The 16,970-nt window shown below is 59.7% G+C and carries 18 protein-coding genes; 7 read left to right on the plus strand and 11 right to left on the minus strand.

Annotated features, from left to right (window positions below):
• Positions 1 to 109: 109 nt before the first annotated feature.
• Together DHV10_RS24395 and DHV10_RS24400 are read left to right on the plus strand one after the other, a co-directional pair.
• Entirely contained in the window at positions 110 to 310 is a 201-nt protein-coding gene (locus DHV10_RS24395; protein WP_109489034.1) for a cold-shock protein, read from the plus strand.
• 75 nt (positions 311 to 385) lie between these two features.
• Entirely contained in the window at positions 386 to 667 is a 282-nt protein-coding gene (locus DHV10_RS24400; RefSeq protein WP_109489035.1) for a hypothetical protein, read from the plus strand.
• 15 nt (positions 668 to 682) lie between these two features.
• Here the strand turns inward: DHV10_RS24400 and DHV10_RS24405 are convergent, their stop codons facing one another.
• From DHV10_RS24405 to DHV10_RS24420, 4 genes are all read right to left on the minus strand, one after another.
• Positions 683 to 1,954, minus strand: coding sequence for an HD domain-containing phosphohydrolase (locus DHV10_RS24405; RefSeq protein WP_109489036.1), 1,272 nt, complete (start codon positions 1,952 to 1,954; stop codon positions 683 to 685).
• A 347-nt stretch (positions 1,955 to 2,301) separates the two neighbouring features.
• Positions 2,302 to 3,720, minus strand: coding sequence for a bifunctional UDP-N-acetylglucosamine diphosphorylase/glucosamine-1-phosphate N-acetyltransferase GlmU (gene glmU / locus DHV10_RS24410; RefSeq protein WP_338042637.1), 1,419 nt, complete (start codon positions 3,718 to 3,720; stop codon positions 2,302 to 2,304).
• Entirely contained in the window at positions 3,717 to 5,228 is a 1,512-nt protein-coding gene (locus DHV10_RS24415; protein WP_109489037.1) for a M16 family metallopeptidase, read from the minus strand. Before DHV10_RS24415 ends, glmU begins: the two co-directional genes overlap by 4 nt.
• Positions 5,225 to 6,757: a M16 family metallopeptidase gene (locus tag DHV10_RS24420; RefSeq protein ID WP_109489115.1), complete on the minus strand. Its 1,533-nt coding sequence runs from the start codon at positions 6,755 to 6,757 to the stop codon at positions 5,225 to 5,227. Before DHV10_RS24420 ends, DHV10_RS24415 begins: the two co-directional genes overlap by 4 nt.
• A 276-nt stretch (positions 6,758 to 7,033) precedes the next feature.
• Here DHV10_RS24420 and DHV10_RS24425 point away from each other — a divergent pair, with 276 nt between their 5' ends.
• From DHV10_RS24425 to hslU, 3 genes are all read left to right on the plus strand, one after another.
• Complete coding sequence (locus DHV10_RS24425) at positions 7,034 to 8,311, plus strand: amidohydrolase family protein (RefSeq protein ID WP_109489038.1); 1,278 nt, start codon at positions 7,034 to 7,036, stop codon at positions 8,309 to 8,311.
• Between the two features lie 155 nt (positions 8,312 to 8,466).
• A complete protein-coding gene (gene hslV, locus DHV10_RS24430; RefSeq protein ID WP_109489039.1) occupies positions 8,467 to 9,039 on the plus strand; it encodes an ATP-dependent protease subunit HslV in 573 nt (190 codons plus the stop codon).
• An 8-nt stretch (positions 9,040 to 9,047) separates the two neighbouring features.
• The gene (gene hslU, locus DHV10_RS24435) at positions 9,048 to 10,550 is read left to right on the plus strand and encodes an ATP-dependent protease ATPase subunit HslU (protein WP_109489040.1); all 1,503 of its coding nucleotides are present in this window, start codon (positions 9,048 to 9,050) and stop codon (positions 10,548 to 10,550) included.
• Here hslU and DHV10_RS24440 read toward each other — a convergent pair.
• From DHV10_RS24440 to DHV10_RS24450, 3 genes are all read right to left on the minus strand, one after another.
• The gene (locus tag DHV10_RS24440; protein ID WP_109489041.1) at positions 10,547 to 10,810 is read right to left on the minus strand and encodes a toxin-antitoxin system HicB family antitoxin; all 264 of its coding nucleotides are present in this window, start codon (positions 10,808 to 10,810) and stop codon (positions 10,547 to 10,549) included. The two genes, hslU and DHV10_RS24440, sit on opposite strands and share 4 nt — an antisense overlap.
• Positions 10,807 to 11,229 (minus strand): putative toxin-antitoxin system toxin component, PIN family, encoded by a 423-nt coding sequence (locus DHV10_RS24445; protein WP_109489042.1) that lies wholly within the window; start codon positions 11,227 to 11,229, stop codon positions 10,807 to 10,809. The genes DHV10_RS24440 and DHV10_RS24445 overlap by 4 nt, the downstream gene beginning before the upstream one ends.
• A gap of 157 nt (positions 11,230 to 11,386) precedes the next feature.
• Positions 11,387 to 11,740, minus strand: a complete 354-nt coding sequence (locus DHV10_RS24450; RefSeq protein WP_109489043.1) for a hypothetical protein — start codon at positions 11,738 to 11,740, stop codon at positions 11,387 to 11,389.
• A 203-nt stretch (positions 11,741 to 11,943) separates the two neighbouring features.
• On the opposite strand from DHV10_RS24450, the gene DHV10_RS24455 reads away from it, so the two are divergent.
• Together DHV10_RS24455 and DHV10_RS24460 are read left to right on the plus strand one after the other, a co-directional pair.
• A complete protein-coding gene (locus tag DHV10_RS24455) occupies positions 11,944 to 12,603 on the plus strand; it encodes a hypothetical protein (RefSeq protein ID WP_162601866.1) in 660 nt (219 codons plus the stop codon).
• 263 nt (positions 12,604 to 12,866) lie between these two features.
• Positions 12,867 to 13,232, plus strand: coding sequence for a VOC family protein (locus tag DHV10_RS24460; protein ID WP_109489045.1), 366 nt, complete (start codon positions 12,867 to 12,869; stop codon positions 13,230 to 13,232).
• Between the two features lie 92 nt (positions 13,233 to 13,324).
• Here the strand turns inward: DHV10_RS24460 and DHV10_RS24465 are convergent, their stop codons facing one another.
• The 4 genes from DHV10_RS24465 to DHV10_RS24480 all read right to left on the minus strand — a co-directional run bounded on the left by DHV10_RS24465 (position 13,325) and on the right by DHV10_RS24480 (position 16,881).
• Positions 13,325 to 13,879, minus strand: coding sequence for a hypothetical protein (locus DHV10_RS24465; RefSeq protein WP_109489046.1), 555 nt, complete (start codon positions 13,877 to 13,879; stop codon positions 13,325 to 13,327).
• Positions 13,880 to 14,181: 302 nt separating this feature from the next.
• The gene (locus tag DHV10_RS24470; RefSeq protein ID WP_109489047.1) at positions 14,182 to 14,718 is read right to left on the minus strand and encodes a hypothetical protein; all 537 of its coding nucleotides are present in this window, start codon (positions 14,716 to 14,718) and stop codon (positions 14,182 to 14,184) included.
• Positions 14,719 to 14,959: 241 nt separating this feature from the next.
• Entirely contained in the window at positions 14,960 to 15,961 is a 1,002-nt protein-coding gene (locus DHV10_RS24475) for a transaldolase (protein WP_109489048.1), read from the minus strand.
• 95 nt (positions 15,962 to 16,056) lie between these two features.
• On the minus strand, positions 16,057 to 16,881 hold the full coding sequence (locus tag DHV10_RS24480; RefSeq protein ID WP_109489049.1) for a fumarylacetoacetate hydrolase family protein: 825 nt from the start codon (positions 16,879 to 16,881) through the stop codon (positions 16,057 to 16,059).
• Positions 16,882 to 16,970: the final 89 nt, after the last annotated feature.

Here is a 16,970-nt window from a genome sequence, read left to right on the forward strand (position 1 = left end):
TAGATCGAAGAATCCGATCTGGTCTTCTTGCTTGTTCCGCTACGCCGCTACACGCAATCAATTCCAAATTGTGTTCGGCGGTACACCAACCTTCAAGGAACAAGTACAAATGGAACAGGGAACAGTTAAGTGGTTTAACGACGCGAAGGGCTTCGGCTTTCTGAGCCGCCCCAATGGCGAAGATGTGTTTGTGCACTTCTCCGCAATTCAGTCGAATGGCTTCCGCAGCCTTCAGGAAGGTCAGCCCGTTACCTTCGACGTCGTCAAGGGACCCAAAGGCTGGCAGGCAGAGAACGTTCGCCCTGCCTAAGCTGTAGATAACAATCAGTTCGATCGGGGCGGTCGTCGGACCGCCCCTTTTCATTTCCCCAAGGAGCCTTCCCCCATGAAGAAATCTGCTGTCGCGCCTCGTGATAAGTACTTCCTCAAATCCCTCCACCAGGAAATCGATCTCTACGACCGCAAACTCGCCGACCTGCGCAAATTCGGCCAATTCGACTCGGTCGAGGATCGCAAGCAGGCCGAGCACACCTTCATGACAAAGAGAGCGTCCCTTGAGAAGACCGCCCGGGAACTCTCCGCCTCCGGCGTCGAATACAACGAGCAGGACTTGCCCCGCTCATTCCGCGAGCAGCCGGAACAAGGGTTGTCGCAGCGCGCTTCGTAAAGCTAAATCCAGGATTTATGCGGGGCTCTGCCCAGGCGTTTCGGGACTCTGTTTCGGCGGATTCAGCGGGTGCTGAAGATCGAACGTCGAAAACCGATGGTTCTGGCCTGTAATCTCCGACCGCAGTTCAAGCCATAGCTCGTTGGGAATCTTGAGATAGACCTCCACAACGGCAGGGTCGAACTGCGTCCCCGAACACCGGATAATTTCTTCGCGCGCCGCATCGAACGTCCGCGCCTGCCGATAAGGCCGGTCGCTGGTGATCGCGTCCAGCGTGTCGGCCACGCAGAAAATCCGCGCGCCGATCGGAATCGAAGATCCCTTCAGCGCGCTCGGATAGCCGCTGCCGTCGTAGTGCTCCTGGTGCGTGAAGACGATCTCCGCCGCCTCCGCCAGGAACGGTATCTTGCGCAGCATCTGGTATCCGCGCGCGCAGTGCTCGCGCATGATGGCCTGTTCCTCGGGCGTCAGCTTGCCCGGCTTGCGCAGAATGTAATCCGGAATCGCCATCTTGCCGATGTCGTGCAGAAAGGCCCCACGCGCAATCACCTTGATCTCCGCCGGAGAGATGCCCATGGCCCGCGCCAGAGCGATCGTGTAAGCGGTTACACGCTTGGAGTGGCCTTCAGTCTCCGAATCCTTCAAATCCAGCGCGTCGCCCAGCGCCTCCAGAGTTACGTCGTACGAGTGCTCCAGGTCTTCCATCGCCTGGCGCAGCATCTCGGTACGCGCCCTGACCACCTGCTCCAGATTCTGCTGGTACGTCCGGCTCTCCTGCAGCGCCTGTCGATGCTCCAGCGCTCTCTGCACTGTCGCCATCAGGTGCTCGCGCTCAAAAGGCTTCAGAACATAGTCGTAAGCGCCGCGGCGCATCGAGTCGATCGCCACGCTGATGTCGTGAATTGCCGTCACCATGATCACCGGCAGGTTCGGGTTCTCGGCATGAATCTGCTCCAGCAGCGCCAGGCCGTTCCCCTCCTGCATCACGATGTCGGTCAGAATCAGCTCGAAGGATTCTTTCTCGATGGCGTCCATGGCCTCGCGGCCACCCGATGCCAGAATTACCTCGTAGCCCTGGCGCTCCAGGGTCGCTGCGATCATCGAGCGGACGTGTGCCTCATCGTCTACAACCAGAATGCGGGCTGCTGTCCGTGCGTTCCTCTTCGTCCGCGACTCCGTGCTCGTTACAATCGCCGGCTGGGAGGCATCATGCGCCTTTGGCGTCAACCCTTTGTCCTTCCCGGCTTCCCGCCAGTGCTCGGTCCAACGGCGGCGAGGCAATCTCATTATAGGCACGTGCAGTCTCTCAAATAGATGAAAACGGCTCTCTTATGCTTCAGAGAACTTCATCGTCCCAGAGGCCCACGCGGTTGAGATGCTCCGGCCTTGCAACCCGCTGGCAACGAAGATTGAGGAACATAGCGGGAGTTTTGCTGTATCAATCCGGAACAAGCGCAGAGCGCAGCCCTGAGAACGTATCAAGAACTTACGCTTACCCCGACAGTGGCGCAAGTCCTTGTTAGCAAAGTACCAAAGTACTAAAGTGGTATTCCTTTACAGCGAAATATGTACTGGTCTGAAACACTGCGCCGCTCTTCTCGCCTGCAGCGCAATCGATTCCGCTCTTCCCAACCTCAATCCTTCTTCTCGCGCTGCGCCCGGCGGGCCTCCACCCAGCCTTCTTTAGTCGTCTGCCTGGCCCGTCCCACCGCCAGCGCGCCCGAGGGCACATCGCGCGTGATGCACGACCCCGCTCCGACATAGGCTCCATCTCCGATCGCTACCGGCGCCACCAGCGTCGAGTCGCTCCCCACAAACGCACCCTGCCCGATCCGGGTCTGGTGCTTGTTCACCCCGTCATAGTTGCAGGTGATCACCCCGGCTCCGATATTCGACCCCGCGCCGATCTCCGCATCCCCCAGATACGTCAGGTGGTTCGCCTTCGCTCCCTTGCCGAGCTTGGCCTTCTTCGTTTCGACGAAGTTGCCCACGTGCGCGTCCTGCCCGATCTCGCTTCCGGGCCGCAGGTGCGCAAAAGGTCCAATCCTCGCGCCATCGGCAACCGTGCTCTCGCCCAGAACGCAGCCTTGCCGCACCAGCACGTCGTTCCCCAGCGTGCAGTTCTCAATCACGCTGTACGACCGGATACGCCCGTCCGTGCCGATCTTCGTGTTCCCCAGCAGCTGCACAAACGGCTCGATCACCGTGTCAGCCTCAACCTTCACGTCCTTGTCGATCACGCAAGTCTCCGGCCTGAAAATCGTCACCCCTGCCGCCATCAGCCGGTTCGCGACCGCCATTCTCATCCGCGCGTCGATGGCCATCAGCTCCGCAATCGTGTTCCCGCCCTGCACCTCCTCGGGATCACCGACCTCGAGCGCCACCACCTTCTCGCCGCCTGCCTTCAGGTGAGCCGCCATATCCGTCAGATAGAGCTCTCCATGCGGATTGTCGGTCGAGAGCCTGCCGATGTGCGCCAGCAGCGGCTTCGTCTGGAACGCGTAGATACCGGAGTTGATCTCGCCTATCTGCTGCTGATCGGGCTTGAGCGCCTTCTGCTCCACGATCGCATCCACTTCGGGCCGATCCGGTGCGTGCCGAATCACCCGGCCGTAGCCGGTAGGGTCCGCCGGCCTCGCCGTCAGAATGCTCATCGCCGCGCCCTGCGCCAGATGCATCGTCATCAGATGCTGCAGCGTCGTCGCGCTGATCAGCGGCACATCGCCCGAGAGCACGAGAATGTGGTCGTACTTCGCGATCGCTTCCCGCGCGCACTGGATCGCATGTCCCGTTCCGCGCTGCTCTTTCTGGTCGACAAACTGCACACCGGTGTCCGCCACAGCTTTGCGAACCCGATCCGCCTCATGCCCCACAACAACGTAGATGTCCGCTCCGTCAGCTAGTTCAGATGAGGTCGCAATCACGTGGCTCAGCAGCGCCTTGCCGCCCACCTCATGCAGCACCTTCGGCCTTCGCGTTCTGAGCCGCGTTCCCTTGCCGGCCGCCATGATCACTACTGCGAGTTTTGTATCCGGCTGCTTGTCCCTGCTCACTGCTCTTTCTCCGCACCACCACCGCCGCCACCCGAAGTGCCCGGAATGGTGATGTCGATGTCATGCACCGGTCCCATCTTCAGCGTGTCGAGCCCCGGGTTGATCTCAGACTTGTTGCCGACCACAAGCACCGCGTACTTGTCGGGATGAATGTACTTCTTCGCAGCCGCGTTCAGATCGGCCACCGTCACCTTCTCCAGCGCAGCCTTATAGGTCTCCAGATAATCCGGCGGATAGCCATAGAACTCGAGCCGCACGCGCTCCGCAAGCACCTTGGCTTTCGTGTCGTAGCGGAAGAGGAACGAATTCAGAATGTTGTCCTTGGCACGCTTCAGTTCGTCTTCTGTGAACGGCTGGCTGACGAGGCTGGTCATCACATCGAAGGAGCGCTGGATAGCTTCCACGGTCTTGTCGCTGCGCGGCATCACCGTTGCGTCAAAGGTTCCCGGGTGATCCCACGCAAACGAAAGCCCGCCGCCCACTGCGTAAGCGAGTCCGTACCGCGTCCGAACCGTCTGGAAGAGCCGGCTTGAAAATCCGCCTCCAAAGACATCGTTCATCATCGCGACGCTGGGCACATCCGGATTGTGCCGGTCCAGTCCCACGCCCACAATCTGCACGTTGGACTGGTTCACGTCCTCCTTGTTCACGAAGTACACGCCCGGCGTTGGTCCTGCGACTTTGTACTGATTCGGAGGATTCGGCTTCGCAGTCGGCAGCTTCTCAAACGTCGCTCGCAGCTTGGCCTCCATCGCGGCGGAGTCGAAATCGCCGCTGACCGCAACAATGAGCTTTCCGCCGAGGCTGCGATCGTGCCACGCCTGCAGATCGGCTACCGTCACCTTCGAAATGGTCGACAGTTCCGGCTGCCGTGCGTAGGGGCTGTCCGCGCCGTAGACGAGCTTCATCGCCTCCCGGCCCGCGATCTGTCCCTCATCGTCGTTGCGCCGAACAATCCCCGTCGCATCCTGCTGCTGCGCGAGACGCAGCTTCTGCTGGTCGAACTTGGGATGAAACAGCAGATCCATCGCCAGGTCGTACACCTGGTCCTTATCGGCTTTCAGCGATTCCCACGAGAGAGCCGTCGAATCCAGGTCGCCGCCCGTTTCAATGTGAGCGGCCTTCGCCTCGAGCAGGTCGTCCATGGCATCGCCATTCAGCTTTTCCGTGCCGCTGGTGCGCCACGTCTGCCCGTAAAGATCCACCAATCCGCACTTGGCCGCATCCTCGTCGCGCGATCCGCCCGGAATCAGCACCGACCCCGACACGAACGGCAGTTCATGATCTTCCTGCAGAAACAGCACAATGCCGTTCTTCAGCGCGACACGCTTGGGCTGCTGCGGCTTGAACTGATGCAGCTGAGGGATCGGAATCTTCTCCCACGGCTTGTTCTCCTGCGCACACACCCGCGGCATCACAGACAAAGCCAGAGCCCCACCCAGAAGGACGCAGGCGAACCGCGAAAACCACTGACCACTGAACACTGACAACTGATCACTGCTTTTCACTTCTGTCCTCCCTCGTTCTTTGCCGGAGCTGCCTGGCCGGCCGCAGCGGACGCAGTCGCCGCAGTATCGATCTCCGCTACCGTGCGATTCGAAGCGATAAACGTCTGGTTTGCGACACGGCGAATATCGGCCTTCGTCACCTTGTCCACGCGATCCAGCTGCCGGAACAGTTCTCGCCAGTCGCCATAGCGGGTCTGGTACTCTGCTAGCGCGTTTGCCAGGCCCTGGTTGTTCGCCAGCCCGCGCAAAAGATCGGCGCGCGCACGCGTCTTATACATCGCAAGCTCTCCGTCTGTCACATCGGTCGTCTTCAGCCGGTCGATCTCCTTATGGATCGCCGTCGCCATCTGGTCCGGAGTCTTCCCCGGCACTGGAACCGCATAAAACGCAAACAGACCCGGATACTTGTCTCCGGGAAACGGGCTGAATCCCTCCGCATCCGCCGCAATCTGCTGATCGCGCACCAGGCTGCGATAGAGCCTTGCCACGCGCCCGTTCGACATGATGTCTTGAATCGCGTCGAACACCGCATCGTCGGGATCGCGATAGTTCGGGCGGTGATAGCCCTCAACGTAGAAGGGCTGCGTCTGCTCACGGATTACAACCCTCTTCTCCGCGAACTGCTTCGGCTCCACCGTCGTCATCTCCAGCGGCTTCGGACCGCCCGGAACCTTGCCGAAGTACTTCTCCAGAACCGGCATCGCCTCTGACGCCTTCACATCGCCCACGACCGACACCACGATGTTCGACCCCACGTAGTACTTCTTGTGGAACGCCATCGCTTCAGTTGCCGTGATCTGGCTCAGCTCGCTCGGCCAGCCCACTCCACTGCGGCCGTAGTTGTGCGCCACAAACGCGGTCGCCAGTAATTGCTCGATGAGCCTTCCTTCCGGATTCGAATCCGTGCGCATATGCCGCTCTTCTTCCACAACCGAGCGTTCCTTATAGAACTCGCGCGGAACCGTATCCACGAGGCGGCTGCTCTCGAGCCACGCCCACAACTCCAGGCGGTTCTCCGGCATCGACCAGAAGTACGTGGTCTCATCCAGACCCGTCTGCGCATTCAGCCCATGTGCGCCATTGCGTTCCGCTACCTCAGTGAACTGGTTGGGCACGACGAACTTCAGCGCTGCCTTCTGCGCGTCGTCGAAAGACTTCTTCAGTTCCGCGACTTTCTGCGCGTTGGCGCCCGCCGGATTCCGCAGCTCCGCTTCGAGAGCATTGTTCGCAGCTTCAACCTTGTCCAGGGCGACTTTTTCGGCGGCATAGTCCGTTGTTCCGATCTGGCTCGTCCCTTTGAACGCCAGGTGCTCGAACATATGCGCCAGACCGCTCTCGCCCGACGGGTCATCCACGTCGCCCGCATCGATAAAGGTCGAGTAGCTGAACACCGGCGCTTCCGGTCGCTCGCAGATCAGGATGGTGAGGCCGTTGGGCAGAACCTTCGTGGTGATGCGCTGCTCAAAGCTCTTCATGTCCTGCGAATACCCCGCGCAGGAGAAAAACGCGGCCGCAAAGATCGCTGCCATCGCAGGCAGCCTCCCCGGCAAGTTTCTCTGCATCATTGCTCCTCCGGGCACGAACAGGTCCCGCTCGTCCCTGCTTCAAAGCTATTTGCTGGCCTTGGGGGCGTCAAACCCGCTGTGACGGAATCGCACATTCCTGTGCCCCGTCACGCCGAAGCCTCTGGCGCAGCCGGACTTGTCACGCCGAAGCCTCTGGCGAAGGCGGATGAGCGTGAATCCCATCCCTCACGGAACCCCTGAACTCCCTTTGCGTATCATTCCTGAACAGGTAAGCCAAGCATGCGTCGCTGGACATTCCGCGTTCTATCTCTCCTCGTCATCCTCATCGCAATCGCCTTCGCCGCAATCTGGACCATCCAGATCCACCCGCGCCACGGCTCCCACCCGCCGCTCAAGCTCGCCAAAGGCACGCTCGCCATCGAGCACGCCCGCATCTACGTCTCCCCCAATGACCCGCCCATCGACGACGGAACCGTTCTGGTTCGCGACGGCCTCATCGCCGCTGTCGGCACGTCCGTCCAGATTCCATCAGACGCAGTCCGCATTCCCTGCGATCACTGCATCGTCACCGCCGGCTTCTGGAACGGTCATGTCCACCTCACCGAGCCCAAGTGGTCCATGGCCAACTGGAAATCGGCGGCCACGCTCAACCCGCAGCTCGCCGACATGTTCCTGAGCCGAGGCTTCACCACGGTCATCGACCTCGGCTCAAATCCCGCCGACACCTTCTCCACCCGACGCCGCATCGAGAAGGGCGAACTCACCGGTCCTTATATCTACAGTGCGGGAACCGGCCTCTACCCGCCGCACGGCATCCCGTTCTACCTCAAAGAAACCCTCCCGCGCTGGATCCTGGCCCTGATGCCGCAGCCGGAGACTCCCGACGAAGCGACAAACATCGTGCGCCGCAACCTCGGCTCGGGCGCCGACGTCACCAAGCTCTTCACCGGCTCATGGGTCGAGCGAGGCCATGTTCTCCCCATGCCGGTCGAGATCGCCCGCGCAGCCGTCACCGAATCGCACCTGAACGGCAAGCTCGTCTTCGCGCACCCCTCGAACCTGGCCGGAACAAAGGTCGCCATTGACAGCGGTGTCGACATCCTCGCCCACGCGGCAGACGACACCCGCGGCGTCGACGCTCAACTGCTCCAATCGGCCATCAGCAAAAACATGGCCATGATCCCCACGCTCAAGATGTTCACCACCACCGTCACGAGCGACCCGCATTACATGGACCCCATGCGCGCTGAGGTCGGCCAATTTCATCAACTTGGCGGCACCCTCATCTTCGGAACCGACGTGGGCTACATGAACGACTACTCGACGGAAACCGAATTCGTCGAACTCGGCAAAAGCAATCTCGACTTCAAAACCGTCCTCGCCATGCTCACCGTTAATCCCGCATCGCGCATGGGCGTCTCTGACGCGAAGGGCACCGTGACTCCCGGCAAACTCGCCGACCTCACCATCCTCTCCGCCGACCCCGCCACCGACCTCACCAACTTCTCGCGTGTCCAGTCCGTCATCCGCTCCGGCCAGCTCATCTGGCATCGATAACCTCACGCCTGCTGTGCCCCCTTCATCACGCCGAAGCCTCCGGCGAAGGGGGTTGAGCGGGATCGTCGGAGCCTCTGCCCCATGCCCTATACTTAACCAGTACGTTCCTCAAGGCTTCCGGCTTGCCGGAAGTCTTGTTTTCTGAGGGTTTGGCTTTGAGTACGAGCAAGCATTCCGCATCCGCCGACCGCCGCCGCATCCGCTCCACAACCGTAATCTGCGTGCGCCGCAACGGCCTCGTCGTCATGGCCGCCGACGGTCAGGTCACTATGCAGGACCACGTTCTCAAGCACTCGGCCAAAAAAATCCGCCGCCTCTATCAGGAGAAGATCCTCGCCGGCTTCGCCGGATCAACTGCCGACGCTTTCAACCTCTTCACGCGCTTCGAAGCCAAGCTCGAGCAATACGCCGGCAACCTCAACCGCGCCGCCGTCGAACTCGCGAAAGACTGGCGCACCGACAAGATGCTGCGCAATCTCGAGGCCCTGCTCGTGGTCGCCGACAAAGGCCAGACCTTCCTGATCTCCGGCTCCGGCGACGTCATCGACCCCGACGAGTCCATCGCCGCCATCGGCTCCGGCGGAAGCTACGCCACCGCCGCCGCCCGCGCTCTCATGGAAAACACGGAGCTCGGCGCGCGCGAGATCGCCGAAAGGGCAATGAAGATCGCCGCCGACATCTGCATCTACACCAACGATCGCATCACGTACGAAGAACTGAAGGGCTAACTCCTGTCATGGCCATCTATCTTCCCGCATCCGCCGAAGAACAGGATCTCTCGCTCGACGAGTTGACTCCCCGCGAGATTGTCGCCGAGCTCGACAAGCACGTCGTCGGCCAGCGTCCCGCCAAGCGTGCCGTCGCCATCGCCCTGCGCAACCGCCAGCGCCGCCAGAAACTCCCGCCCGACATCGCCGACGACATCATGCCGAAGAACATCATCATGATCGGCCCCACCGGTGTCGGCAAAACAGAGATTGCGCGCAGGCTCGCCAAGCTCACCAACTCGCCCTTCCTCAAAGTCGAAGCTTCCAAGTTCACTGAAGTCGGCTACGTGGGCCGCGACGTCGAATCCATCATCCGCGACCTCGTCGAGATCTCCATCGACATGGTCCGCGAAGAGCGCCTCGAAGAGGTCGAAGACAAGGCCGAGATGAACGCCGAAGAACGTCTTCTCGATCTGCTCCTTCCTCCGCCTCCGCAGACGCCCGGCAACCCCGACAATCAGCTCTCGCTGCCCGGCTCCGACGGCTATCAACGTTCGCGCGAGAAATTGCGCCAGCAGTTCCGCGAAGGCAAACTCGACGACCGCACCGTAGAGCTCGACGTCCGCGAACGCAACACCCCCCAGTTCGGCATCATCTCCAACCAGAACCTCGAAGACATGGAGATGAACCTCAAGGACATGCTGCCCAACATCTTTGGCGGCAGCTCCAAGAAGCGCAAAATGAAGGTGGGCGATGCCTTCGACTACCTTGTCCAGGAAGAAGAAGGCCGCCTCATCGACATGGAATCCGTGAACCGCGCAGCCGTCGAGCGCGTCGAATCCAGCGGCATCGTCTTTCTCGACGAAATCGACAAGATCGCCGGCCGCGAAGGCGGGCACGGCCCCGACGTCTCGCGCGAAGGCGTGCAGCGCGACATCCTCCCCATCGTCGAAGGCACCACGGTCAACACGCGCTACGGCATGGTCCGCACAGACCACATCCTCTTCATCGCCGCCGGCGCATTCCACGTCTCCAAGCCGAGCGACCTCATCCCTGAACTCCAGGGCCGCTTCCCGATCCGCGTGGAACTGAAGTCCCTCACCGTCGACGACTTCCTGCGCATCCTCACCGAACCCAAATCATCGCTGACCAAGCAGTATTCAGCGCTTCTCGAAACAGAAGGCGTCCGCCTCGAATTTCAGAACGAAGCTCTGCGTGAGATGGCCGAGTTCGCGTTCCGCGTCAACGAGACTACCGAGAACATCGGCGCGCGCCGCCTCCACACCATCATGGAGCGCGTACTCGAAGATGTCAGCTTCCTCGCTCCCGACATTGCGCGCCAGTCCGGCGATGCCGCCAAGGCCGCCGAACTCACAAAAGACGGCGCCAACGAGGCCAGCGCTCCTCTGCCCTATGCCGAGCGCATGACAGCTTCAGGGCCGGAAAAAGTCTTCACCATCACGCCGGATTACGTGAAGCAGATGGTCGCCACCATCGTCCGCGACAACGACCTCAGCCGCTACATTCTCTAGCGCCCTTTACCTAGCAGCCGGTCTTCAGGCTGCGGAGTTTCTCCCCCTTTGCGGTTGAGGATGCGACGAAATGCTTTGCGATCTGCTCGGTTGCGACGTTCGAGGAAGAATTCTTCCGTTTGCATTGCGGCAACCTTCTCTGCCGCAGCCACAACCAGAAACTGGTTCAAACTGGAGCCGTCCCGTTCGCTGATCTTCTCGAGTGCGGCCTTAAGTGAAACAGGCAGCCGTAAGGGGAATGTAGCTACTCTGGTAGTCATGCTCTCAACCTCCTAAGCGCCTCTCCTGGGCGCAATACTTCGATTCCAAACATCGGCTTGGCCGGCCCAAAGTCTCTCTCATTGAAAGTGACAATTGCTTCTGCCTGTCCGTTCACCGCTGTCTCTAGCACCAACTCGTCTCCCGGATCTCGAAGCTGAGGACGCCATCGGAAGAAAGAAATAACGGGCTCCGCAAGGCTGATTAGACCATCAATGAAGGTGTCCGTGTCTTCTTTGCTTAGTCCCGCCGCTAACCGGTGCTCAGCCAGCATGCAGATCGCCTCATACTCAAGCGCAAGTGCCACGCTCAAGACGAGAGTCGCATCGCCGGCATCCAGGCACCGCAGCAATTCTGCAGATGCACCTTTGGGGCTGCGCATCGCCGCTACGACCACGTCTGTATCTAGGACTAGTCTCACGCCCAGTGATGATATCACATCATATGCGATATCATAGTGTCACCTAACTGGTCCGGCCACCAGGAGGGGTATAGAAAATCGCTCGAACTTACCTGGCCAGATTCAGTGCAAGCACCAGATGAAACGTCATGCTTGCGCCCGCACGCAAATTCGTCTTCTAGTTGAACGGAACCGGCTCCGTCGTGATGCGATACATTCTGCCGTTCACAAACACCGAGTTCAACTCCAACTCTCCCGAGGTCTGCGTCTCCTTGTTCACCAGTACGCCTGCGGACGCATTCGCCGGAATCACCGTGACCCCGCCCACCTGAACAGGGTCCTTGATCGATGCCGTGAACCCCGCTCCATTCGCAGCAGATTTCGCGTTGACCGCCTCATCCAGCTTCACCGTGAGCGAAGTCATGATCGGAACCGTGATGCCGCCTCTCGGGTTCGCGCCTTCAACCCAGGTTGCAGCCGCAACCACCAACCCGATAGCAAACGCACAGCAGGTTTTGCGAAATCGCATCATGAAAGCACCTCGAGATGATCTGTTTGTAGCTCTACTCATGCCATCATCCGAGCGACCCGATTGGCAATTTCTTTCCTTCCGGGCTCGCAGTCTTTGGTACCTCGGCAGCACGGACTATCGGTGTACTGAGCCACTTCGACCCGCGGGTGATGGACAGGCGAAATGCGCTTGACGCATTCAGGCTCGTACCTCAATATCGCTGCATGCAAACGCTTGATCTTTCAGGTGAAAGCAAGAAGTCCGACGGGCGGATTAAGAGCCTCCTCTGGCCCACGGTCGACAATGCCTGGGATGTGGACTATCTGGGCCAGCAAGGGTTCTGGATTTGTCTAATCATCGCGCTTTTGAGTGCCGCGTTACTGCTCGTCATCGCGTTCGAGATCGCAACGCCCGAAGCACGAAACCGCGTTTTGCTCCTCGCCGGCTTGACCTTCTTCGTCTACGTTGTCGGTGGCATGGGTGTACGGGAAACAAGCTGGCCCGCAGCTCTCTCAGTGTTTGTCTTGTACGCCGTCAATCAACTTGGTTCCGGAAGACCGCCGGGCGTGATCCCAATCATCATTGGAGGCGTCCTTCTCTCCAACGTTCGAGCCACTTTCCTCGCCTCCAGGTGGAAGCCACCAGCGGAGGGTGAGGATAGGCCGATGCGCTTCAATGAAACCCTCCGGGACAAGCTGGTGGATCAACTTCCTCCTCGACTCTGGCCCATTCTTCGGATCCCATTCTTCATCGCTTCAATTGTGATGCTGGTCTTCATCCTCTATTTCGCTGCCATCAGGCCTGCGGTACCTGCTGTGTCCGATGACGATAATGTGACTCCGTCCACAACCCTCACGGTCGACCCGCCATCAGACAGCCACTGAGATCAGCAGGATTTCTACCTCGCAGTCCCTGAACTCACACCGATTGCCTTTGCGTCCTGAGTCTGCTACGTTTCCTTTGTACCTCGGCAGCCCGCGACCTTCGATGAACCAGCGGGCTCTACCTGCACTCTCCCGCTCTTGAGGGAATGCGGATGGAGGCGTATCAGAGCACCTGGGAACGGTGTGCCTGCGCCTCAGTTGAGCATCACCTTCTCGCTACGACACGCATCCCAACGCATAGACGCCATTCAGGAGAGACACGCATGAGCGAACCCGCACAGCACCACGCCATCAATTACATCGAGTTCACCACCACCGACATCGCCAAAACCAAGGCCTTCTACGAGCGCGCCTTCAGCTGGAACTTCCAGGACTACGGTCCCGACTACGTCAGCTTCGACCGCGATCACGCAGGCATCGACGGCGGCTTCCGCAAAGGCGAGCCCACACAGTCGCAGCCCGATTCAGCTCCCCTCATCGTCCTCTACTCAAGCGATCTCAAAGCCACGCAGGACGCAATCATCGCCGCTGGCGGCTCCATCGTCGTCCCCACCTTCGACTTCCCCGGCGGCAAGCGCTTCCACTTTTCCGACGGCCAGGGCAACACCCTCGCCGTCTGGTCCGAGTAGAAAGACCTCGGTTCCAAAAACGAGTGCCCCGATGGCCATCAGACCTCGGGGCACTCTAACTGAGAACTGAAAACTGACAACTGAAAACTGCTCTAATTCACTTCCGGCCCCGGCAGCGCCTTCCTCTTCCTCAACTCCTCGCGCACCAGCGACAGCCCCAGAATGCACCGCTCAAATCCATCCGACAATCGCGCAAACAGCGGAGCCTCCTTCTCGTACTCGAACATGTTGAACTGGCTCACGATGAAGTAGCTCTCCTTGCCGGCCTGGATCAGCTCCGACAAGCTGGGATGCATCCCCTTCCGCCGCGCGCCCGGAACATTCGCCTCCGGATACATACCGCCGACAAATAGCGCATAGTCGCCGATGTACTTGCGCATTGCCCGCTCCGCATCGAACGAAGTCGCAAACCCGTTTACCGGATCTGCCGCCAGAATCATTGCCTCCAACTCCTCGATCGGATGGCCTTTCTCGTCACGCACCTGGTAGAGCTTGTCTGTCTGCGAGAACTCGCACAGAAGATGAGCTACGTAGCCGGTCACGTCGGGATCGTGCAGCCCCAGCTTGCCTTCATAACTGTTGCGTACAACCTGTTGGAAGAATGGCTCAAGAGGATGGCTCTGATTCGGATGACTCTGGTTCTGCATAGGGACCTCCCGCAATGCACTCGCGCACAATCGCCACTAGCTTCAGCAGTGGCCGGTCTCCGCGTCGTGCGGCTGGGGTCCAGCCACCACCCGATTTACAGTTTGTTGACACAGAATGTAGCGAAAGTGTTGCTCTTTTTGGAAGAGGGAACAGCAACTTAGTTGGCAGAGTGGATAGGTAAGTGCAAACAGTCAGGCCGCAAATCGTTCACCCCAGAGGCAATTGCGCATCGCCCCTGGGGTACGAACCACCAGCCCTGCTCTAAAAACTGCTTATAAATGCTCGTGCTTTATGAATATGCCTAATGTACCGGTGCTGGTGGATTTATCGTTCGCCACAGATCCCTGCGGGCTATGGCTAGACCGAGAATGCAATGTTCGAAAACGGAAGCAAGCTGGCCGTACAGCGCAGCCTCCTTCTCGTACTCGAACACGTTGAACTGGCTGACAATGTGGTAGCTCTCCTTGCCAACCTTAATCAGCTCGGAAAGCGTCGGACGCCCGGAATGCGCATTCGGATCGGGCTCGATTGCCTCAGGGCACATGCCCGCAAGAAACAGCGTGTAGTCGCCGATGTATTTCCGAACCGTTCTTTCCGCGATGAACGAACGCGCCGTGCCGTGGATCGGGTCAGACGCCTTCACCATATCGTCCAGCTTTTCGATGGGACGGTTCTTCGCGTCACGAAGACGGAACAAGCTTCCAGGCTCTGAGAAGTCGCAAAGCATCTTCGCTACGTACCCGGTGATCTCCGGCCCGAGCCCCAAGCGGCCTTCGTAGCTGTTTCTCACTGCCTGCGCGAAAAACGGTTCGAGCGGATGGCTTTGCTGCACCTGCATAGAGGGTCCCCGGGCAAAGCGAAGTCAGACAGAGAGTAGCCGGAGTGCAACGTGCGCAGTCCGGAACCGTGCCCGGCTATCGCTGGATTTGCTTGCTTGGAAAGTAACTTTAGACGAATTGTAGCACTGGGGATGTGAGCAAAATCACTTTACCAACCCGCACAGGAACACAGGTAACTAAGGCTTTACCTGACCAAAAAGGGCAGCCCGAAGGCTGCCCTCTGAACAAACCATGCCCAACCTAGACAGCCGCTGGCGCGCGCGATTCCATATCCGCCAGCCGCTTGGCCAGCAGCTTTTCCAGGTTCTCCAGCGCGCTCGCGAAGCCATCGATGCCTTCTTTCAGCTTGTCGCTCGCCATGCGATCTTCCGCGTGCATCTTCTTGAAGGTCGCCTTGTCCACCACGATCCGCTGGATGTCCATCGACTTCGCCTTCTCCGGATCCAGCTTGCGCGGCAGCTCGCCTTCCGTCTTGTCCAGCTCAGCCAGCAGCTGCGGCGAAATGGTCAGCAAGTCGCAGCCCGCCAGTTCCTTGATCTCGCCGATGTTGCGGAAGCTCGCGCCCATCACCTGCGTCTTGTAGCCGAACTTCTTGTAGTAGTTGTAGATCTTGGTCACCGACTGCACTCCCGGATCATCCGCGCCCTGGTAGTCCTTGCCGGTGTCCTTCTTGTACCAGTCCAGAATGCGGCCCACGAACGGCGACACCAGCGTCACGCCAGCCTCGGCAGCAGCAATCGCCTGGTGAATTCCGAACAGCAGGGTCAGGTTGCAGTGGATGCCTTCCTTCTCCAACACCTCTGCTGCCTTGATGCCTTCCCAAGTCGAGGCAATCTTGATCAGCACGTGATCGCGCCCCACCTTCGCCTTGTCATACTGCGCGATGATGCTGCGCGCCATGGCGATCGTGCCCTCGGTGTCATACGAGAGCCGCGCGTCGACTTCGGTCGAGACACGTCCCGGCACAATCGCCAGGATCTTCTTTCCGAACGCAACCGCAAGATTCTGGAACGCGAGGTTTGCCACGTCCTTGTCGGCCGCGCCGTCGCCCAACTCCTTCTTCGCTTCCATGATCACGCCGTCAACAATCGGCTGATATTGCGGCATCCCCGCCGCCGTCGTAATCAGCGAAGGATTGGTCGTCGCGTCCGTCGGACGGAACCGCTCCATGGATTCGATGTCGCCGGTGTCAGCCACCACGGTGGTGTACGTACGCAATTGCTCGAGCAAACTTTGGCTCATTTTTCCTCCTGGGGAAGGGGCCCCCAGCGCAGTCCGCGCCCGGCTCCAGTCTAACCCTTAATTTTGATTCCTGCGTGAAGGCGAGGTTGCATCTTCTAGGGTTGCTTCGGGGCTGCCGCAAAGCTGTTCGATAGCGTGCCAAGTCCAGCAATCGCAACTTCAACCGTGTCGCCCGCCTTCACCGGACCCACCCCCGCCGGCGTCCCCGTCAGCAGCAGATCTCCCGGCTCAAGCGTAATCGCCGCCGTAATGTAGCTGAGCAGCACCGGAATCGAAAAGATGAAATCCAGCGTCGATCCATGCTGCTTCACCTCGCCATTCTGCCGCGTCTCCACCGTGAACCCCTTCTCTGCATCCACCTCATCGCTCACCACCGGCCCCACCGGACAGAACGTGTCAAACCCCTTAGCCCGCGTCCACTGCCCATCCTTCTTCTGCAGGTCCCGCGCCGTCACATCATTGGCGATTGTGTATCCGCGAATGTAGCTCTTCCAGTCCGCATCCGCCGCCAGCTTCGTTGCCCGCCTTCCAATCACCATTGCCAGCTCGCCTTCAAAGTCCACCCGCTCCGACTGCGGCGGCATCATCACCACGCCCTTATGCCCCAGCAGAGAAGACGGCGGCTTGAAGAAGAGCAGCGGCTCTGCGGGAACCTCGTTCCCCAACTCCTTCGCATGATCCCGGTAGTTGCGCCCGACACACACAATCTTCGATGGCGTGACCGGCGCCAGCAGCTCAGCCTCGCTCAACGCCATAGGCTCAAAATCCAGAACCGTCGGCATCGTCCTCTGATGATGAACGTGGAAGCCGAAATCCTCCTCCGGTGCATGCGCCAGATCCACAATCCACGGCTCTCCCGCGCGGTCCTCTACCTTTCCATACAGCACTTCGCCTTCAAATCGAAACCTGCAGTACCTCATCGTCACCTCACAACCAACCACAACGCGAATTCGTATTTCTCGCGAGAACCCGCTAACTTGCCAACTTGCTACGGCGCGTAGCGCCGCTA

It is taken from the genome of Occallatibacter savannae, assembly GCF_003131205.1.
GTDB lineage: Bacteria > Acidobacteriota > Terriglobia > Terriglobales > Acidobacteriaceae > Telmatobacter > Telmatobacter savannae.